This is a genomic window from Vibrio sp. R10-SG3-ISO3, assembly GCF_059834225.1.
This window is the reverse complement of the sequence record NZ_JCBDHE010000039.1, coordinates 14,317-34,150: the sequence shown is the minus strand read 5'-3', so window position 1 is coordinate 34,150 and position 19,834 is coordinate 14,317. Positions and strand designations below refer to the sequence as shown.

At 49.9% G+C, this 19,834-nt stretch carries 15 protein-coding genes; 10 read left to right on the top strand and 5 right to left on the bottom strand.

Features of this window, described 5'->3' with window-relative positions; all coding sequences use genetic code 11:
* Position 1: 1 nt before the first annotated feature.
* Both AC6R1A_RS09225 and AC6R1A_RS09220 read right to left on the bottom strand, forming a co-directional pair.
* On the bottom strand, positions 2-772 hold the full coding sequence (locus AC6R1A_RS09225; RefSeq protein WP_500631663.1) for an ABC transporter ATP-binding protein: 771 nt from the start codon (positions 770-772) through the stop codon (positions 2-4).
* A complete protein-coding gene (locus AC6R1A_RS09220; protein WP_334568275.1) occupies positions 772-1,824 on the bottom strand; it encodes a FecCD family ABC transporter permease in 1,053 nt (350 codons plus the stop codon). The genes AC6R1A_RS09225 and AC6R1A_RS09220 overlap by 1 nt, the downstream gene beginning before the upstream one ends.
* A 128-nt stretch (positions 1,825-1,952) precedes the next feature.
* On the opposite strand from AC6R1A_RS09220, the gene AC6R1A_RS09215 reads away from it, so the two are divergent.
* The 7 genes from AC6R1A_RS09215 to AC6R1A_RS09185 all read left to right on the top strand — a co-directional run bounded on the left by AC6R1A_RS09215 (position 1,953) and on the right by AC6R1A_RS09185 (position 12,192).
* On the top strand, positions 1,953-3,035 hold the full coding sequence (locus AC6R1A_RS09215; protein WP_500633514.1) for an ABC transporter substrate-binding protein: 1,083 nt from the start codon (positions 1,953-1,955) through the stop codon (positions 3,033-3,035).
* 314 nt (positions 3,036-3,349) lie between these two features.
* Entirely contained in the window at positions 3,350-7,045 is a 3,696-nt protein-coding gene (locus tag AC6R1A_RS09210) for an ATP-binding protein (protein WP_500633515.1), read from the top strand.
* Complete coding sequence (locus tag AC6R1A_RS09205) at positions 7,042-8,211, top strand: EAL domain-containing response regulator (RefSeq protein ID WP_500633516.1); 1,170 nt, start codon at positions 7,042-7,044, stop codon at positions 8,209-8,211. Before AC6R1A_RS09210 ends, AC6R1A_RS09205 begins: the two co-directional genes overlap by 4 nt.
* Positions 8,208-8,804, top strand: coding sequence for a response regulator (locus AC6R1A_RS09200; protein ID WP_500633517.1), 597 nt, complete (start codon positions 8,208-8,210; stop codon positions 8,802-8,804). Before AC6R1A_RS09205 ends, AC6R1A_RS09200 begins: the two co-directional genes overlap by 4 nt.
* Entirely contained in the window at positions 8,801-10,195 is a 1,395-nt protein-coding gene (locus tag AC6R1A_RS09195) for a sensor domain-containing diguanylate cyclase (RefSeq protein WP_500633518.1), read from the top strand. The genes AC6R1A_RS09200 and AC6R1A_RS09195 overlap by 4 nt, the downstream gene beginning before the upstream one ends.
* Before the next feature lie 6 nt (positions 10,196-10,201).
* A complete protein-coding gene (locus tag AC6R1A_RS09190; protein WP_500633519.1) occupies positions 10,202-10,561 on the top strand; it encodes an Hpt domain-containing protein in 360 nt (119 codons plus the stop codon).
* Positions 10,558-12,192, top strand: coding sequence for a response regulator (locus AC6R1A_RS09185; RefSeq protein WP_500633520.1), 1,635 nt, complete (start codon positions 10,558-10,560; stop codon positions 12,190-12,192). The genes AC6R1A_RS09190 and AC6R1A_RS09185 overlap by 4 nt, the downstream gene beginning before the upstream one ends.
* 60 nt (positions 12,193-12,252) lie before the next feature.
* On the opposite strand, the gene AC6R1A_RS09180 is transcribed toward AC6R1A_RS09185, so the two are convergent.
* A complete protein-coding gene (locus AC6R1A_RS09180) occupies positions 12,253-13,704 on the bottom strand; it encodes a RimK family ATP-grasp domain-containing protein (protein WP_487902368.1) in 1,452 nt (483 codons plus the stop codon).
* A 69-nt stretch (positions 13,705-13,773) separates the two neighbouring features.
* On the opposite strand from AC6R1A_RS09180, the gene AC6R1A_RS09175 reads away from it, so the two are divergent.
* The gene (locus tag AC6R1A_RS09175; RefSeq protein WP_500631653.1) at positions 13,774-14,895 is read left to right on the top strand and encodes a GNAT family N-acetyltransferase/peptidase C39 family protein; all 1,122 of its coding nucleotides are present in this window, start codon (positions 13,774-13,776) and stop codon (positions 14,893-14,895) included.
* On the opposite strand, the gene AC6R1A_RS09170 is transcribed toward AC6R1A_RS09175, so the two are convergent.
* The gene (locus AC6R1A_RS09170) at positions 14,892-15,218 is read right to left on the bottom strand and encodes a DUF1496 domain-containing protein (protein WP_500633521.1); all 327 of its coding nucleotides are present in this window, start codon (positions 15,216-15,218) and stop codon (positions 14,892-14,894) included. The genes AC6R1A_RS09175 and AC6R1A_RS09170 overlap by 4 nt on opposite strands.
* Positions 15,219-15,254: 36 nt before the next feature.
* A complete protein-coding gene (locus tag AC6R1A_RS09165) occupies positions 15,255-16,169 on the bottom strand; it encodes a 1-aminocyclopropane-1-carboxylate deaminase/D-cysteine desulfhydrase (RefSeq protein WP_500633522.1) in 915 nt (304 codons plus the stop codon).
* A 448-nt stretch (positions 16,170-16,617) separates the two neighbouring features.
* Here AC6R1A_RS09165 and psrA point away from each other — a divergent pair, with 448 nt between their 5' ends.
* On the top strand, positions 16,618-17,244 hold the full coding sequence (psrA, locus tag AC6R1A_RS09160; RefSeq protein ID WP_334550821.1) for a TetR family transcriptional repressor PsrA: 627 nt from the start codon (positions 16,618-16,620) through the stop codon (positions 17,242-17,244).
* Positions 17,245-17,356: 112 nt separating this feature from the next.
* On the top strand, positions 17,357-19,642 hold the full coding sequence (locus AC6R1A_RS09155; protein ID WP_500633523.1) for an acyl-CoA dehydrogenase: 2,286 nt from the start codon (positions 17,357-17,359) through the stop codon (positions 19,640-19,642).
* Positions 19,643-19,834 lie beyond the last annotated feature (192 nt).

Genomic DNA, 19,834 nt, shown 5'->3' with positions numbered 1-19,834 from the left:
GTTAACTGGCTTTTAGAGTACGTATGAAGGGTACGCCATCGTTATCATGATGAACCGTGGCATCCACATTGTAGATGGACTTCACCAGCTCTGTGGTCAAAATGGCATTGGGCGCGCCGCTGGCGACCAATTGCCCCTGTTTGATGACCAGAAGATGGTCGGCGTATTGCGCCGCCAAATTAAGATCGTGCAGCACCATAATGCTGACAAACTGCTGCTCGCGTGTCTGTTTCACTAAGTGATCAAGCAAGACATGCTGGTGGTGAAGATCCAATGCGCTAACGGGCTCATCAAGTAACATGATCTGCGGGTTGCGCATGATAGCTTGGGCGAACAAAATCATCTGCCGTTGACCGCCACTGAGTGAGCTAACGTTACGATTCGCCAAATGGGCCATGCCAATACTGTTGAGAATGTGCAGCCCTTGCTTGAGTAAATCATCATCAATGCGCAAGCTCAAACTATCGAGCCTGCCCATCAGTACCACTTCTATCACACTCAAACTCACTTCAAGGTGAATGTCTTGCGGCATGTAGCCAAAGCGAGCACGCCAGCGAGCGAGAGCTTTCGGGTTGAGCGTGGTCTCTTGATGACGAATGGCACCTTGAGAGAGGTCAATATCGCCAAACAGCGCTTTCAAGAGTGTGCTCTTTCCGGCGCCGTTGGGACCCAGTACCGCAGTGACTTGGCCGGGATTGAGCTCAAAGCTGATGTTATCCGCTAGCGTGAGATTATCGATATGAATGTGAATATGATCCGCAACCAGCACCATTAACCTCGCTTCGCCAAGATAAGCCAGAAGAAGAAAGGCACGCCAATAATGGCGGTGACTATGCCAATGGGAAATAGCGCGCCTGGCACGATGATTTTAGATAGCACAGAGGCGCCTGAGAGCAAAAATGCCCCAACCAAAAACGACATCGGCAAAAAGAATCGCTGATCTTCACCCACCATGGATTTCGCCATATTGGGGGCGACAATGCCGACAAATCCGATGATCCCAACAAAACTGGTCACGGTTGCGGTGATCACCGCGACGATAAACAGAGTTTTTAATCGCAGCCGTTTGATGTTAACGCCAACGCTTTTTGCCCGCTCTTCCCCAAGGCGCAGCGCGGTGAGTTGCCACGCATCTTTCATCAGCAACACGCCGCCCAATAAGACCACCGCCGCAGTAATGGCTAGGTTATTCCACGTTGCTTTCGACAGGCTACCAAAGAGCCAAAATAGAATCTGCTGACTGAGTTCAGGGGAGGAGACAAACTGCACCAACGAGAGCAGCGATTGAAACAGAAACAGCAGCGCAATGCCGGCAAGAATCAGCTGGCCAGAGCTAATATGACGCACCGATGCGAGAGAGAACAAAAAGCACGCCGACAGCATACAACACAAAAACGCGCCGAGTGGCACCGCATAGTTGCTGCTGATCCCCCAAGATCCCATGTACAGAGTGATAGCCGCGCCAAAACCAGCGGCGGCGGCCATGCCTAAGGTGTAGGGGCTTGCCATGGTGTTGTTCAGTAACGTCTGCATTTCTGCACCGCCAACGCCAAGTGCGCCGCCAACGACGATCGCCATCAAAGCGATGGGCAAGCGCAGGTTGGTGACAATGATTTGCGTGGATGCATCGACTTGATACGGCAAGCCAATCCATTCCAATAATGAGTAGAGGACTTTGGATGCATTGAGCATCGAAGGCCCGGTCATGATGTCAAAAACAAACGTCATCACAATCAGACAAGCAAAGGCGATAATGACGCCTACGCGTTGCTTCTCGTTGCGGCGCTGCTGCTTGATTAACTGTTCTAAGGCGACAGATTCCACGTCATCTTACCTGTACAAAAGGGCGTATTCGCATAAATAAAGGTGGTGATATTACCATTAATGATAGTTAGTTGCATTATCATTAATAAAGGGATTAATATGTCGCAAAACAACAAGGAATTGACCCAATGATTAAACAGTTAATGATGTTTGCCGCACTCTGTTTTAGCGGTTTCACTTTTGCCCAAACCACCACAGTAACTGACGTTCTAGGACGTGAGGTGACCTTTGATGCACCGGCGCAACGAGCCGTCGTAGGATTTTACCCTGAAGATTATATGGCAATAGGCACGGAAGCGGCGTATGACCGTGTGGTTGGCATGTCTAAATACATTTGGCAAGCACGTTCGGCGAGCTGGGCGAAGTATGTCAAGCACCGCCCCTCTCTTGATGAGATCCCCGAAATCGGACGTGTAGACACCAACACCTTCTCGGTAGAAAAAGTGATCGGCTTGAATCCCGACGTCGTGCTACTGGCGGATTGGCAATTTAAGGCACTTGAATCGGATGTTGAGCGTATGCAAAGTGCCGGGATCGCAGTGGTCGTTGTGGATTACAACGCCCAAACGGTGGAGCGCCATGTGCAAAGCACTAAGCTGATTGGGGTCATCACTGGTCAGCAAGCGCGCGCACAAACCATTGCTGATGAGTACCAGAAAAACGTAGAGATGATCAGCGAGCGTCTCGCGAAAGCCAACCTGCCTAAGCCGCGTGTCTACACCGAATATGGTGCGGCGGGCGTGAGTGAAACTGGCTACACCTTTGGCAAAAACATGTGGGGTGCGATTGCGACCATGGCGGGCGGTGACAATATCTCCGCTCCATACGTCGAGTGGTGGGGCAAACTCAACCCAGAGCAAATCCTCGCTGCGAATCCAGAAGTGATTGTGATGACAGGCTATGAATCAGGCAGCGCCGATGACTCTATGGTCATGGGGCAAGGTGTGGATGAAGCGCTAGCGAAGCAGCGTTTAGCCGGATTTCAGCAGCGCGTCGGTTGGTCAACCCTATCTGCGGTGCAAAACCAGCGTATGTTTGCGGCGTATCACGGTGCATGCCGTACGATTCTTGATGGCGCGATGATTCAGTTCTACGCGAAAATTCTTTACCCATCCCTGTTCAGTGATTTAGACCCTGCTGGTCAATACCAGGCGTTTTATGAAAAATACCTGCCGATTAGCCCAACCGGCACCTTTATGACTGAGTTATAAGAGCTCAGCTGTTAGGCTGGTTACGCTCTTTTGGGCAAGTTGAATAAGCGTGCTGCCCTCAACGAAAGCCGAAGTGAACCGTATGTCGGGTCACTTCGGCTTTTCTGTCATTACTGAGCCTAGAGAGCGTCAATTTTCTTCTTTTCTGACAGAGTTGATTTGTCTGGTATCTCCCGAACTCGTGTCATACTCTTCCTACAAAATTTAAAATTATCTATATTTAACAATTAGTTAAAATCAAGGTGCCAAACGTGCTCGTTTGACTTTGCTTCCTATATCCCTAGTCTTGCCGATCAGTAGAGTAGGAAAGACTTATGATGCCACGTTTTCAAACACGATTTCACATGCCGCGCCTGCGCGTGATGGTGCTGTGCGCGCTCTGCCTGCTTGGTTTAGGTACAGGTGAGGTGAATGCGACCAAAACTGCGCCAGTAGCGCCGACCAGCGAGCCACAAAGGGCGACGTTGGTGTTTGGTATCGTGTCAAAAGAGGGAGCGATGGGTACCCACCGCGATGGCATCAATGCATTTGACGCCATCAATCAAGACTATCTGGTCAACATTGCCAACGCGCTGAAGTTGAAGGTAGAACTGAAAGGCTACCCGACGGTGTCTGCACTGCTGGATGCGATTGAGCGTGATGAAGTGGTCGGGGCGGTGGGCTTTAGCCACACCGAGGAGCGAGCCAAGCGATTTATCTTCTCTAAACCTTTTTTCACTAGCAGTGTGGCGGTGTGGTACGCCGATCGTCACCTCGCCAAACATGCGCCTGAATCTCTTGCTTGGTCATGCATTCGCGGCACTTCCCATTGCGAACAGCTCAAATCGGCGGGCATTGATAACATTCACTATGCCCGCGATCTTGATGATGCCAAGCAAGCGATGGAGTTGGGGTTGAGTGATGCGCTTATCTCCAGTTTCGTGGTCTTAAACACCTTTCTTGATGGCCATGACATCGTCAAAGGTACATTGGCGACGCCAGAGTGGGTCAAGAGCGAGAAAGTGCGCTTGATCACCACCGCCAAATATCAAAGCCTTGTCGATCGCGTCAATCAGGTGCTGAATTTAGAAGAGCAGGGAGATAACGTTCGCTCGATAGTCTCCGACAACCCTTATCACTCGGTTGAACTCAAACTGAACGATTTTCACCGTACCCATAGCGCCGAACAGCCGATCACTTATAGCGCCGCGACCACCGCCTATCCGTTTCTGTTTCGTGGTGAAGACGGCAAGCTTGATGGCTTTTTGCATGATTTCTTCCAACTGCTTCGCTCGCGGACAGGGCTCGAGTTTACCCATGTAGAGCCTGATCATCTCGATGAAGGGAGCCTGTCAGGCTATAACGCCGATTTGGTCCCCGTGGCGTATACCGATGAAAAACCGATGGCGAAGTGGCAACTGACTGAGCCCTTTTTGTCCCTCAACTATGTTGCCGTTACCCGTGAAGGTGACGTGCCTCAACATCAGGGGCATGACATTGTCGGCGTTTTGACCAGCAGTGAGCACCAAGGATTTGTCCATCTTACCGGGTGGCGAGATCGCCAGATCAAACAATACGACACCCTGAAAACGCTGATTGCAGATTTGAAATCTCAAGCGATTGATTTTGCTTATATCCCTAAAGATATCGCGCACAGTTTGGTGGTACGAAGCGATGTCGGCGGGCTCGAAATCAACGAGCGTGAGCCTCTAAAAGTGCACCTCGCGTTTGCGGTGAAAAACTCCCCGCAGTTGAAGCGATTGCTCGACAGTGTATTTAGCACCATTGACGTTAACGAGATGGCGAAGCTGATGCGAGGCTATCGCCAAATCAACTTCATCTACGGCTATGACGACAAGCAAGTGGTGCAGGTTGCTGGCGCTGTGCTGACATTGGTGTTGCTGGCGGCGCTGCTGACCTACTTTATTATCTCTAACCTCAGGCTCAAAGTGGGCTTGGCTGAGGCAAGTGCAAATCAAGAAGAGAACGAAAAAGAGTGGTTGAAGACCATTATTTCAGAGCTCGACAGTTGGGTATTTATTCATGACAGCCGCAACCAGATGGTGCTGAGTAACTGCGAGCACGTTCAACGTGGCGATTGCAACGGGTGCACCGTGGCCAGTCGTAGCGCGCAGTCGCCTTTGGTCGATAATGCGCAAGAAGTGGAGCGGGTATTGGCGGGTGAACTGATCGCAGATTATCACCAAACTCAAGATTGCCGTCTGTCGGTGTCGCACATTTTCCGCCAACGTAAAATGATCACGTCTCCGAGCTCAAACAATCGCTTTGTGTTGACGGTGCTCAACGACATCACCGAGCACAAAGCGAAAGAAGCCGAGCTTCTCAAAGCGAAGCAATATGCGCAGGAAGCGGTCGTCTCTCGTGAGCGCTTTTTGGCAACCATGAGCCATGAGCTGCGCACTCCCATAGCGGCAGCGCAAGGGCTATTGGAGCTGATGCAAACCAAGCCGTTGCATGCTGATGTGTCTGAACTGGTGGAACAAGCCAAACAATCGACCCGTCACCTCAATCAGCTGGTGGATGAAGTGCTCGATTTTTCCAAATTGCACGCCAATCAGTTGCGTGTGAATCCGGTTGAGACCGATCTGCTTCAGGTGGTGGGGGAGACGGTTCGTTCCTTTGAAAGTGCAGCGCAGAGCAAAGGGCTGGAGTGTCGCGTGGCATTTTTACCCTTTGCCCAGCGTTATGGCGTGATTGATGATGTGCGAGTGGTGCAAATCATCAACAACTTGATGTCTAACGCGATTAAGTTCACCCAGACGGGCTTCATTAAAATTGATGCATCCGCCACTGATCGGGCACTCAACGTGACGGTCTCTGATAGCGGCATCGGAATGACGCGCGGCCAAATAGAAAAGATTTTTCAGCCGTTTACCCAAGCCGACGATGGCGTGACGCGCCAATTTGGCGGCACCGGTTTAGGGCTGAGCATTGTTGATAAGCTGGTGGCCTGCATGGGTGGGTCATTAAATATCGAAAGCATCGTCAATGTTGGCAGTGTGTTTCGCTTACAGCTGCCACTCAAACCCAGTGCTCGCTTAGATCCGATATTGAGCGATGTGAGCTACAACGAATCAGGTTTACCTGTAGAAATGACACAGTGGTTTCGCGCCTGGGGGCTGAAAGCCTGTGAGAGTCAAGCGGATGTGATGATGCTTGAAAACCATCATCTTCAGATTCGAGGTTTGAGTGATGACGTACATGAGATGCCGAGTCAGCACTATCGCTACCCTCATCTGGTGCTTAAAGCCTTGACGGAGCGCACGCGTCAGACATCGACCTCCACTTCAGCGGCTAAGGATGCGCCTGCAAGTCCCGCGCTGAGCGGATGTGTCTTGGTAGCGGAAGATAACCTCATCAATCAAAACATCATCGCGATGCAACTGGCTGAGTTGGGCGTTGACGCCAAGATAGTCGATAACGGCGAACAAGCGTTGGCTTATCTTGCTCAGCACCAGGATATCGATGTGCTGCTGACTGACTTTCATATGCCCATCATGGACGGTTTTGCCTTGACGCGTCACATTCGTCAAGACTCGACACTGAGTGCGTTACCCGTGATTGGCCTCACCGCAGAAGATTCGCGAGTGGCGACGGAGCTTGCCAGCCAAAGCGGCTTGGACCATGTCCTTTGCAAGCCTTATTCAATGGCGCAATTACGCGCTCTGCTTGGCTTGTATCTGCCCGAAGAGGCGAACGAAACCCGCGCCATGCCTGCTTGGCTCGCTCAGTTAAGCGAGAGCGAACAAGCCGAATTTTCGGCGCTGTTTGTGCAGTCGATGAATCAAGATTTAAAGGTGCTGCGAGACAGTGATGATATCGATGTGCTTCGTAAGGCGATACACAGCATTAAAGGCGGCTTGGCAGCCGTTGGGCTCATGTCACTGGTGACTCAGTGTCAACACATAGAGCACTCTTCTGCTCACTCATTCTCTCAGGGAGTCGCGTCATTGATTGATAGTCTGACGCAAGAGGTAGCCGCGGTAGACCGCTGGAGAACCCAATCATGACACACACAGTGATGTTATTAGACGACCACCCCTTACAGCTAAAAATGCTGGACAGAGCGCTACGCCAACTCGGGGTGAGTGATATTCACAGTTTTACCTCGGTAGATGCGGCGATGGCATCAGTGAGTGAACGGGATTACCAGTTGATCTTGTGTGATTTGAGCATGCCCGGTCGAGATGGTATCGACATGCTTGAAGCGCTCAATGAGGTCGGTTTTTCTGGACATGTCGCCATTCTCAGTGGGCTAGATCAACCTGTGCTCTCTACCGTGAAAGCCATGTGTCAGGGTTACAGTTTTGACCTTATTGCCCAGATCAGTAAGCCTTTTGTTGAGGCCGAATTAAGCGCTCTATTTTCCTACATCAAACCGACCCCGCGCACATTCGTTCAACGCGCGCTAACGCTAACGGATGCGGAGTTTTTGCTCGCATTGGCTGCGGGGGACATTTGCAATTTTTATCAGCCTCAAGTGGATTTCAATACTGGTGAGGTAGTGGGCGTTGAAGCGCTGGCGAGATGGCAACACCCAGAGCATGGCACGCTCTTCCCCGATACCTTTCTTCCTATGGTGGAGCGATGCCAGTTGTCGAACGAGCTGTTTGATACCGTATTGCTCAACGCGCTCATGGATATGCAGCAGGGTTTGCTGCCCGCCAAAGTCTCCGTGAACGCCGATCAAGCGAATCTGGAGAACCCCAATTTTGCCGATCATGTGCTGACGCTGTGTCGTCAGCACCGAGTGGATCCGCAGCGTCTGACGATAGAAATCACCGAAGAGTACTCGTACCAGAAAAATCGTGCGCTATACAAAAATTTAGCCAAGCTGCGCGTCAATCACATCAATGTCGCGATTGATGATTTTGGTACAGGCTACTCCTCGTTGGAGAACTTGTATGCCTTCCCATTTAACGAAATCAAGATAGACCGCACCTTTGTGCTTGGTCTTGAGAACGACACCAAAAAGCAGCGCATCGTGACGTTTATCAGCCAACTTGCGCAATCTTTCAACATTCATGTTGTGGCAGAAGGTGTGGAGACGAAGCAATCGTGGGATGTATTGCGCGGGTTGAGTGTGCATACCTGCCAAGGCTACTTGGTCAGTAAACCTGTTCCTTTGGCAGAGCTGCCGCTTTGCCAACCTAATTTAGTAGAGAGCTTATTATGAGTAAATGTCGCTGTTTAGTGTTTGATGACCATCCACTGGTGGGAGTGGCGATTCGCGCCACCATCTCAACCTTACCCTTTATTGACAGTGTCTCTGTGGCCAACAACGCCAAGAGCGCGCTCAATACTATTAAGTCAGGGGCGGTGGACTTGCTTATCTTGGACATCAATCTCACTGATGTCGATGGATACGATTTCTACCGCCGCATTAAGTCTCATGGCTATCACGGTAAGGTCTTGTTCTATTCGGCGGAAGAGAGCGCGCTGTTTAGCGAATTGGCGTTTAAAGCAGGCGCTGACGGTTATGTGTGTAAGTCGGAGCAGCAAGAGATCTTGCGTGATGCAGTAGAAGGGATCTTCAACGGCTATACCTTCTTCAAGTTCAAATCAACTCCGAGCCCTGAGCGCGAGAAAGTGGATCTCTCTAATCGTGAAGCCGTCGTGATGAACCATTTACTGCGCGGAAAAACCAACAAGGAGATCGCGCATATTCTGTCGATCAGCGACAAAACCGTGAGCACCTATAAGAAGCGTCTTTTAGACAAATATGGTGTGGGCAACTTAATGGAGCTCAACAAGGTTGCGGCATTATGATTAGCAAAAAAGTGAGTCGTGTCAGCGTGCTGACGAAGTCTTGCGCGTTGGCGTTTATCACCTATGTCTTGCTGTTTTTTGCCTACTCCTATGTGCAAGTCAGCACGAAAAAAAACGACTTCAAGCTGCTGACGGAAAGCATCGATACTCAAAAGCAGCGCCTGATTTACACCTCTTTGTTTGTGAATACGGTTTTTCATATTGATGAGGCGGTGTTGGAGGAGACGTACAACAATATCGGTCAATATGGCATTAAGACCTACGTTTACCCACTGACCGGAGAGTCGCACCAGCTAAATCGCGATGAGAAAGTGGTGTTGTCCTCACTGATTTATGCCTTTGGCAATATGAATGCGTTTTTACTCGATGATCGCTCTGCGACCTACTACCAATCGTTTCAAGGGCAGGGAAAGTTCATCTTTTTCAGCGATATGGGGCAAATTGACTTGGGTACACGCGCCATCCACGATCAGCGCTGCGAACGCTTTCGAATTTGTTCTCGATTTTCCACCGCAGAGGCGCTTTCAGATCGCTTAGTAGTATCAAAAATCTACCAGGATATGATTTCAGGCGAACCGACAATAACGCTGTCGAGCCCCGTGTTGCATCGTGGTGAAGTGATGGGTGATGTGAGCGTAGATATGTACGCGTTTGGTTCAAAATTTGGTGAAGAAGCGACGTACAGCTCAGGCAATGTGGGCGAGCTTAATTATGTGCAAATCAGTTACCCGGACTACCCGTTGGCAGAGCTGGGCTTTCGCTCGCACTATGTGATTGATAACAAATCGGTGCTCAGTTTCAATTATCCGGTCAGCAAGTTGTTGCTTGATACGTTACCCGCCTTTTTCTTGCTTTGGTGTGTCTCGCTACTTGGGGTGAATCACTACGCCAAACTGCGTGAGGCGAAAGCCAATATCGCCAAAGTGTACGAAGAGTCACACCGTGATGAGATGACAGGGCTGTATAACCGCAAGGTATTCAATACTCGCAAGTTTATAGAAAAAACACACAGTGAAACTCTGGCTATCTTGGCCGTGGATGGCAACAAACTCAAAACCATCAATGACGAATATGGACACCATACCGGCGATGAAGCGATTAAACACATTGCCAACGCGATGAAGCGTGTTTTCCGCGACTCCGACTATCTTGTTCGCTCGGGCGGTGATGAGTTTCTCGCCATCTTGCCGGGGTGTACTCCACCTCGTGTGTTAGAGCTCAAAGAGAAGTTGCAACAGCAGGTATCGGCTCAGCTGTTAAGACCGATGAACATCGCGGTGACCGTGAGCGTGGGTGTGGCGTTTAAACGGCCAGATGATGAGCTAGACCATGCGCTGATCATGGCGGATGAAAATCTCTATCAAGACAAAGGCAAGCGGGGGGGTAAGTAAGAGGTGATGCAGCAAATCCAGCCTAACGATCACACGGCGTGGCTAGATGCCTTTGAGCCAAGCACAAGGCCGATGATGGCGCAGTGCTATATCGATGTGATGCAAGAAGACGCCACCGGTTTAACGCAAGCGCTTGAACGGGAGGATGTCGCGGCTGTTCGCGCTTTGCTGCATAAGATCAAGGGCGGCGCGGCGATGGTGGGTCACCACTTATTGGCGAGTGAGGCGCATCACTTATTGCAAGCCAGTTCTCTACCGGCGCAGGGTGAGCCGGCGCTTATCCTATTTTCACGAAACCTAAGCCAAAGCATTGAGCATGTCGTGAACTGGCAATCGATGCCGACATCGGAGGATGCAGGGCCATGAATGGGATCAATGTTAGCCAGCTTAAAGTATTGGTCGCGGATGACTCGCGTTTAGTGTGCAACTCTATCTTGTTGATCCTAAGAGAGATTGGCTTTGATAGCAGCAACGTTGTTTGTGCCTATCGGCCAAATGAGGTGATTAATCACTGCAAGCAGATTGCGTTCGACATCGTGATTTGTGATGTGAACTTCAATAGCCAGATCAACGGCTACCAACTGCTCGAAGAGTTGCATCACTTACAACTGCTCAAAAGCGATCTCTTTTTCGCCTTTTTAACCGGTGAAAACCAACCGCAAATCGTGCGTACCATCATTGACTGTAACCCGGATGATTATTGGCTTAAGCCCTTCAATAAGCCCTTTCTCTCTGCGCGTCTTTACAGCGGTCTCAAGCGGAAAAAGGCACTGGCGAGTGTCTATGCCGCTATTTATGACAAGCAATACCAACACGCGCTAGAGGTATGTGATGAGCTGCACCCGTTTCACCCGCAGTATGGGCGTCATCTGGACCATCTGAAAGCCCAATGCTATGCCCAGTTAGGTCAATATGAGGATGCGGCCCAGCAGTATCGCGCGCTGCTCGATGAATATGATTGCGACAGCGTGAAAACCGCATTGAGCAAAGTGCTGATTGAACAAGAAGAGATTGATATGGCGAGGGATGTACTCAGCACCTTGTCGAATCAAGACAATAATCCCTACTACCATGATGGGATGGCGGCGGTGTGTGTGCGAAACGACAACATAGAGGGGGCGATAGGACATTTAAAATTGGCCACCAACCTGCTTGAGGCAGGGACAGAGCGCGAGCTGATTCTCTCCAATCTGTCGCTAGCGATTGCTCATTATGACGACGCGTTTTATTACATTAAGCGCTACAGCGAAAAGAACGAAAATACCTACCGTCAAAGTGAATACATCACGCTCAACACGGTCCGCAGTTTTCTCTATCGAGCCGTTGATGAGGATAAGCCCGCAGTATTTGAAGCTCAGCGCTACCTCATCAATGGTAAGTTGGATGAGCTTGAAAAGTGTCGTCATCTTGATGTGCAAGTGACGTTGCTGCATGTGCACATTCATTGGTTGTCGCAAGATATGCGCAGTGCCGTGTCGCTCATCTCTGAGCTCACCGTTGATAAGCCACTGCATTTCTATGATTATTTTCATTGGCTCTATCTACTAGAGCACCTGTCGCTGTTTAACGACATTCCCGTGCTCTTACAGCAGGCCAAAATGGCGATTCGAGACGAGCAAATTGCCCATATTAAGAAGAGCCAGCACGTCATGTGGGCAAATTTTGAAAGCCGCTTCAAAGATAAGCAGCGCCAAATTCAGCGAGTGAAAAGCATTATGGCGCAATGGAACGAACGCGACGAAAAAGAAGGCGAGAAATACTTAGAGCAATACGCGACGCTCAAAGCCCTAATGCCGAACTCCTACAAAGTGAGCTTGGCGATCATCAAGCTACTCGCCAATAACCGCATTCGAATTCGCAACTACCGAGAGGTATTTAACTTGTTGGCGGATTGCCATCGAGTGGTCCATGCGCAAATGTCAGCACAAGAGCGCAACAACAGCAATTACAAAAAGCTCTATGCGATGGCGAAAGACAATGTGATGGAGTATGCCTAAGCCACCGGAGTGACTTAGGCAGGATATTAAGCTTTGATACGAATGATCGGATGATATAGGTTAGAAGCCGCGCATTTGGATACGACGCAGGAACTCCGTCATCAGGCGGTCATAGAGAAGATCGCCAAGGAAAGCGTCTTCAACATGATGGTCAATACTCGGGTTGTCATTGACTTCAATCACGTAGACTTGACCGTCGATCTCTTTCAAGTCGACACCATATAAACCATGACCAATCAGATTCGCTGCTTTGACCGCCACATCGACGACATTCTTTGGCACTTGCTTAAGATCGAGCGTCTCAAAACTACCAGATGAAACACGGCCACTGTTGTGGTGTTGGTAGATTTGCCAGTGACCACGACTCATCATGTATTTACAGGCAAAAATCGCTTGGTGGTTCAAAACACCAATTCGCCAGTCAAAGTCGGTCGGCATAAAGGCTTGAGCCAAAATCAATGCGCTTTTCTCAAACAGCGCCGCCGCTTCGCGCTCAAGCTCCTCTTGGTTTTTAACTTTCACCACACCGCGAGAGAAGGCGCCATCTGGAATCTTAAGCACCATAGGAAAGCTCAACTCGCTCAGCAAATCGTCTTGCCAGTCTGGGTCAAAGCGATTCAAAATCACGCTTGCAGGCGCAGGGACTTTGTTGTTTTTCAACAACTCAGTCAAAAACACCTTGTTGGTACACTTCATGATGGACTCAGAGTCATCCATCACCACTAGGCCGAGCTTCTCGGCGGTCTTGGCAAAGCGGTAGGTGAAGTTGCTGATGTTGGTGGTCGCGCGAATAAACAAGCCATCAAATTCGCCAAGACGCGAAATGTCGTCTTTGCCAATCGTCTCTAGGTTCATCCCCAAGCGATCCGCTGCACGCTTAAAACGCTTCAATGCAGAGGCATCCGATGGCGGCATTTTTTCCTCTTCATCGACCAGCATTGCGAGGTCATAGCGGTATTTTTTCACCTGCTTGGGTTTGCGCCAAACTTTGTCTGAGAATAGCTCAAGCGACTCGATAAAGAAGTTTTCTTCTTGATCTTCTAGCTCTTGGAACGGGAAAGCCGCCACTGATTCGATTTGCCACTGCGTTTGATGTTTGGTCATCTTGAGCTCGATGATCGGAATCATAAACTGCTCAAAAAGCTGACGGGCAAGTTTTTCAAGCCCTGCTTGTTGCGTACGGCCAAAATAGATCTTGCAAGACAAGGTCGTTAAGTCACTCGGCAGTTTACTCAGCTTGAGGAAATTAGATGACATCAACAGGGGTTGAGAAATATCATTGATAGCAGTGACCGTCGGGATCACTCGGTGACGACGGGCCTCGGCCATCAGCGAACAGTAGTAACCACTGCTCATGTAGCTGTAATCGCGACATAGGTTGACCACTTGAACATTACGTTGGGTGGTTTGCCAATCTCTGTCGAGGTATTGCGCCACGCTCACCACTTGTTCTGACGGGAAATATTGCTGCCAATCACTGGTTTGGTCGGCGACAATTAATAAGTTTGCCATCTATCTTGTTCCTTAATGATAACGCTATGATGGGTAAACACTAGCATAAGCTTTTTTTGAAGGTATCACATGAATTTTCGCCAATCGAAAATCACAGATCTCAGTGCGTTAAATCAGTTGGAAAAGTCACTTTTCTCCAGTGATAGGATCTCACCACGGCAGATGAAAAGGTTCATCCAATCTGAACATTCTTCTTTGTTCGTAGCACAGTGCGATGAGCAGGTGGTTGGCTATGCATTAGTTTTGTTTCACCAAGGAACACAACTGTCGAGACTCTATTCCATCGCGGTGATGCCGCAGTACCGGGGACGAAATATTGCACAATCGTTAATCGAAATGTGTGAGCGCGCTGCCGTCGAAAAAGGCTTCACAACAATACGACTAGAAGTGCGCGAAGACAATATAGGCGCGATAAATTTATACAAGAAATTGGGCTATAAAACCCTCAAGCTGCTGATCCATTACTACGACGATTTGTGTGATGGGCTAAAAATGCAAAAACGCTTAAGTCATTACGGACCTAAGACCTTGTTAAATATGCCACTTTATGTGCAAACCACGCCATTTACTTGTGGCGCGGCGTCGCTGCTAATGGCTTTTGCGCATTTCGATAAATCACAACCTCTGACACGCAGTGCCGAGTTGCAATTGTGGCGCGAGGCGACGACGATTTTCATGGCGTCAGGCCACGGTGGGTGCAGTGGTCATGGGTTGGCACTGGCAGCGGCACGACGCGGGTATCATGTCGAGCTGTGGAGCCAATCCCAGTCAACGCCATTTATCGACAGTGTGCGTGATGACAACAAGAAGCAAGTGATTGAAATTGTTCATCAGGATTTTTGCCAACAGTTGGCGGAGCAGGACGTGGATATCATCGACTCTCCACCGTCACAGAGTCAGTTGGAGCGCTGGGTGGAAGAAGGGGCTAGTATTTTGCTGTTAATCAGCACCTATCGTTTTAATGGCAGCAAAGAGCCGCACTGGGTGGTACTGAGTGGGATGAGCGAGCAGTTCTTTTTCATTCATGATCCGCACGCTGAATCTGAGCTGGATGCCGTTGGCTCGGCGCACGTGACGGTCAGCAAAGCGGCGCTGTCGCAGATCATCGGTTTTGGCAAGCAGCGTCATACCGCTTGTGTGGTGATTCGCCCTGCGCACTCTGAATCCAGCGCAGTGGCGTCACAGAGCTAGTTGACCGAATAACGCTTAGATTTGTTCGCGTCAGCGTCAGGTTGCTCGCTTTTACTTTCGTCTTGGCTATTAAGGCTTTGCCATTTCAGCGCGCCATTGCTCTCAAAGTCGTTGGCTTTCGAGCAGCGCAGCAGGTGATCCTTGACTTCAATCACGGCGCCCAATGAGTAGGCTTGGTCTTGGTAGTAGCAGACGCGCTCAGCAAGGCGCGAAGCGTTGACGCCGACAACCGGTTTACCCGGCGTTGTGATGACGGTTGCCAACGCAGGATAAGTCATGCCGAGAGCCAACAACAGACTTAGAATTTGAGTGCACAATCGCATCGCTGCGCTCCTTTTACTCTTTGGTTGATGATGAACTTAGGGGATGCGTTGGCTTAAAACACCATCAAATTTGCGTTGATAACGCGCCAGCATACTTTCGTTGCCCAGCAATCCCCCTTGATGCACATAGAGAATAGTCTTTTGCGGGTGATTTGGGTACCAGCTGAGCAGGCAGCGCCACATCATGGGATCGTAAAGCAGATCAAACTCAACATCGGTGTCGGCCAGCAGTTGCTGCCACATCCGATAGTCAGCTTGATACAACTTGCCAAAGTGATGCTTTTGTTCGAGTTCAAGAACCGTGGGAAACACCTCTTCACCTAATGCTCGCCACTGCGCTTCGAGGTAGGCTCTCCCACCCACACACGGACAAGTCAGAACCTCAATGCCGTGCGGTCTGAGTGCTTTTTGCAGATAGAGCGACGTGGTACCGGTCCCGGAAGGTAGGGCGACAACAAACTCGTGCTCGGGATGATAACGAGTCCAAGAGAGAATTTCTCGCGCCAGTCCTGCCACACCGGGCTCTGCCAGAGTAGAGCGGCCGCCTTCGGGGATCACTAAGCAGGTTTCATCAGGTTGGCGGATTTGCTCGATGTAGCTCGTGGGTTCTAGCCCTGAATCGCCGACGGCGATGATTTGCCCACCGAGCTCCAACACGCCGCGATAATTGCCCATCGGCTGCTGCTCTAGCCATGCGGGGATACGATCGACATAAAACTCAAACGCCCAGCCCTTTATTGCAGCAAGCGCGGCAAGCGAGTAGGCGGAGTTCGCCTGTGCGCTGCCATAGCCAATCAAGGTTTTCACCTTTGGCCACTCGCCGCTCAGTACTGACATCAGTTTGCGTGCCTTGTTACCAGAGAAGTGGCTGTGCAGTTGATCGTCTCGCTTGAGAAAAAAGGGGATCGAAGCCACTTGATGTTGCGTGACGGGCGTATCGCTGAGTTTCATGGTCTAATGTGCAGGGTGTCAAAAAGAGGCGTATTGTATAAAACTAGCTCTAAAAAGTCTTGTTGGTCGGTTTGAGCGTAAAAGATAAAAAAAGCCCAGAGTAAAAGGTCTCTGGGCGGATACATAAAACATAGGAGTTAATAAGAAAAAGCAGCATATGAGTAGGTTCAGAAAGGAAACAAGTTTGACGGCCTGTAAACTTCGAATGCTCTGCTCACTACACCTATTCAGACCGGAGACGGCCCAAACAGTTCAATAAATTTCCTCTCTTTTTTCTTCTTTGCACACTTTTTTGTTCGCAAGGAAAAATCTCTCTTACGTTTCAATGAATTACTTTCACACTTTTTTATCTGGTCAGACCAAAGCGCAAAAATGTGATGTTAATTGGTTGTTAGTTAAATGTTTCGGATGTATATTTCAAACAGTTGTTTAATACGAGTGCTTTAAAATGTCGGCGAGAAATAAGACGAAAGAGAAAATCCTAGATGTAGCGGAAGCGTTGTTTGCTGAGCATGGTTTCAATGACACGTCTCTTCGTACCATTACCAGCAAAGCTGGAGTGAATCTCGCGTCAGTCAACTATCACTTTGGCGATAAGAAAACCTTGGTACGTGCAGTGCTAAACCGTTATCTCGAAGCTTTTATGCCCTCAGTGCAAGATGCGCTAATAAACTTAAATCTCAATGATACGTATGAAATGTCAGACGTGTTTGAGTCACTGCGTACGCCACTAAGAAACTTAAACGATGTAAGACCGAACGGCACCAGCCGCTTTATGTTGCTGATTGGGCGTGGTTATACCGATGTGCAAGGTCACTTGCGTTGGTTCATTACCACACGTTACCAAGAGACGTTATCACTGTTTACCCAATCGGTGATGAAAGCCAACCCTGAGTTGACTCAAGAAGCGCTGTTCTGGCGTTTGCATTTTACCCTCGGCACCTGCGTGTTCACTATGGCTTCGAGTCAAGCGCTGCTAGAGATCGCTGAAAATGATTACGGCAAAGCGATGGATGCCAAGTCCGTCGTTGACCAACTGATTCCTTATTTGGCTGCGGGCGTCGCGGCGAAATAAATCGAGTAATAGCGAAGGTTTTTAAGACCAATAAAGCATTTTTAACATCAACAAAGCATTTATAACACTAACAATAAGTTCAACACCCTAACGCGAACAAAAGGATCGGATTATGTGCTCTCTAAGAAGAAAATGGGTCAGCGACCCAGCTTTCAAAATGTTCAAAAAAGTACTACCGCCGCTATCAAGCACAGAGAAAGAAGCCATGGAAGCGGGCAGCGTATGGTGGGACGGAGAGTTGTTCTCAGGCCGTCCTGATTTTCGTAAGTTGCACCAATATCCTGCACCAACGCTAACAGCGGAAGAGCAAGCCTTTATGGACAATGAGCTCGAAACCTTGTTGGCGATGCTCAATGACCACAAGATCGTCAAAGAAGATCGCGATCTGCCAAAAGAAGTGTGGGATTACCTACGCAAAGAGCGCTTTTTCTCGCTGATCATTTCGAAAGAATATGGCGGTCGTGAATTCTCTGCATTGGCAAACTCAACCATCGTTTCGCGCATCGCCACTCGCAGTATCAGTACAGCGGTATCGGTCATGGTGCCAAACTCGTTAGGTCCGGGTGAGCTGTTGTCCCACTATGGTACGCAAGAGCAGAAAGATTACTGGCTGCCACGTCTTGCCGATGGTACCGACATTCCGTGTTTTGCGCTAACTGGCCCGGAAGCGGGTTCAGATGCCGGTGGCATTCCCGATGATGGCGTCGTCTGTTACGGCGAGCACGAAGGGAAAGAGGTGCTCGGTATTCGCCTCAACTGGAACAAGCGTTACATCACTCTCGCGCCCGTTGCGACGGTACTTGGCCTTGCGTTTAAAATGTATGACCCAGACGGCCTGCTAGGCGATGAAAAAGAGCTCGGCATTACCTGTGCGTTGATCCCGGCGGATCACAAAGGGGTGGAAATCGGTGAGCGTCACGACCCGCTAGGTTTGGCGTTTATGAACGGTCCAACGCGCGGTAAAGATGTCTTTATTCCTATGGAGTGGCTCATTGGTGGCCAAGACTACGCCGGTAAAGGTTGGCGCATGCTGGTGGAATGTTTATCAGCAGGTCGCGGTATCTCGTTACCAGCACTTGGCACTGCGATTGGCCATCTGACGTCACGCACTACAGGCGCGTATTCCTACGTGCGTAAGCAGTTTGGTATGTCGATCGGTAAGTTCGAAGGGGTTGCAGAAGCGCTAGGGCGTATCGGTGGTTTGACGTACTTGCTAGAAGCGAGCCGCACACTCACCACGACCTCGTTGGATCTGAAAGAGAAACCGGGCATTGTGACGGCGATTGCCAAATACCACATGACGGAAATGGCCCGTACTATTTTGAATGATTCGATGGACATTCACTCAGGCCGCGCTATTCAAGACGGCCCGATGAACTACCTTGCTACGCACTATCTCGGTGTGCCGGTCGCTATTACCGTGGAAGGTGCGAATATTTTGACCCGTAACCTGATGATCTTTGGTCAAGGGGCGACGCGTTGTCATCCATACGTACTGAAAGAAATGGAAGCGGCCGCCAACCCAGATGAAAAAGAGGGTGCGAAGCAATTTGATGATTTGCTGTTCAAACACATCAAACATGCGATGGGCAACACCTTCGGCGCGTTTGGCGCGGCGCTCACCGGCTCTCGCTTTATCAAAGCCGATATGAGCGGGCCAACGCAGCAATACTATAAAGAGATGACGCGTCTCAGCCGTGCGTTGGCGGTCAGTGCGGATATCGCAATGGCAACACTGGGCGGCGATTTAAAACGTAAAGAGATGATCTCTGCACGCTTAGGGGATGTACTGGCGTATCTCTACATGGCGTCTGCGGCACTGAAAAAGTACGAAGATGAAGGTCGCCAGCAGCAAGATCTCGATTACGTACACTACGCCGTGCAGCACTGTTTGTATCACGCGGCGCAGTCATTGCAGCAAGCCTTTACCAACTACCCACAAAAAGCGGTTGGGCGTTTGCTGAAAGTGATCATCTTCCCACTGGGCAATCGCTACACCAAGCCAAGTGATCAGCTTACTGTGAAACTGGCAGAAAGTCTGATGACACCAGGAGCGCACCGTGATCGCCTCACTCACCTTTGCTACATTGGCAAAGACGCGGATGACAGTGTCGGCTTGATGGAAAACGCGTTCCTTGCCATGTATGGGGTGAAGAGCTTAGAGCGCAAACTGATGCGTGCAGCTAAAGACGGTGTCGTCGCTCGTAAAGGGCTGCTGACCGAGCGATTAGCGCAAGCCTTAGACGCTGGCGTGCTGACTCAAGCTGAAGTGGATAAGATCTTGGCCGCGGATAAATTGCGTTACCGCGCCATTCAAGTGGACCACTTTAGCCACGATTTCAGCGAGACTCGTACCCATCAAGAGGGTGCGAAGCCAAAGCTCGATAGCGTGGCGTAATAAAGCACGTCACCGCTCTTACTACTCAGAGGCACCGTCACGGTGCCTCTGCTGTTTCTGCTCAGTAAAATGCTTTGGATACCACAGAGAGAAGCGACAGGAAGTGATCCAACCACTTGCCTTTTCACGACATTTTTACAGAAATTAGATGCGATCTGGCGTTGAACCTTTTATCCTAGCCGGGTTTTGTTA

Bases quoted from the DNA above. Each gene is read 5' to 3' on its own strand.
- AC6R1A_RS09175 (WP_500631653.1), top strand. From the start codon at position 13,774: ATGAATTTTCGCCAATCGAAAATCACAGATCTCAGTGCGTTAAATCAG.
- AC6R1A_RS09225 (WP_500631663.1), bottom strand. From the start codon at position 772: ATGGTGCTGGTTGCGGATCATATTCACATTCATATCGATAATCTCACG.
- AC6R1A_RS09165 (WP_500633522.1), bottom strand. From the start codon at position 16,169: ATGAAACTCAGCGATACGCCCGTCACGCAACATCAAGTGGCTTCGATC.
- AC6R1A_RS09195 (WP_500633518.1), top strand. From the start codon at position 8,801: ATGATTAGCAAAAAAGTGAGTCGTGTCAGCGTGCTGACGAAGTCTTGC.
- AC6R1A_RS09215 (WP_500633514.1), top strand. From the start codon at position 1,953: ATGATTAAACAGTTAATGATGTTTGCCGCACTCTGTTTTAGCGGTTTC.
- AC6R1A_RS09170 (WP_500633521.1), bottom strand. From the start codon at position 15,218: ATGCGATTGTGCACTCAAATTCTAAGTCTGTTGTTGGCTCTCGGCATG.
- AC6R1A_RS09190 (WP_500633519.1), top strand. From the start codon at position 10,202: ATGCAGCAAATCCAGCCTAACGATCACACGGCGTGGCTAGATGCCTTT.
- psrA (WP_334550821.1), top strand. From the start codon at position 16,618: ATGTCGGCGAGAAATAAGACGAAAGAGAAAATCCTAGATGTAGCGGAA.
- AC6R1A_RS09155 (WP_500633523.1), top strand. From the start codon at position 17,357: ATGTGCTCTCTAAGAAGAAAATGGGTCAGCGACCCAGCTTTCAAAATG.
- AC6R1A_RS09205 (WP_500633516.1), top strand. From the start codon at position 7,042: ATGACACACACAGTGATGTTATTAGACGACCACCCCTTACAGCTAAAA.
- AC6R1A_RS09200 (WP_500633517.1), top strand. From the start codon at position 8,208: ATGAGTAAATGTCGCTGTTTAGTGTTTGATGACCATCCACTGGTGGGA.
- AC6R1A_RS09180 (WP_487902368.1), bottom strand. From the start codon at position 13,704: ATGGCAAACTTATTAATTGTCGCCGACCAAACCAGTGATTGGCAGCAA.
- AC6R1A_RS09185 (WP_500633520.1), top strand. From the start codon at position 10,558: ATGAATGGGATCAATGTTAGCCAGCTTAAAGTATTGGTCGCGGATGAC.
- AC6R1A_RS09210 (WP_500633515.1), top strand. From the start codon at position 3,350: ATGATGCCACGTTTTCAAACACGATTTCACATGCCGCGCCTGCGCGTG.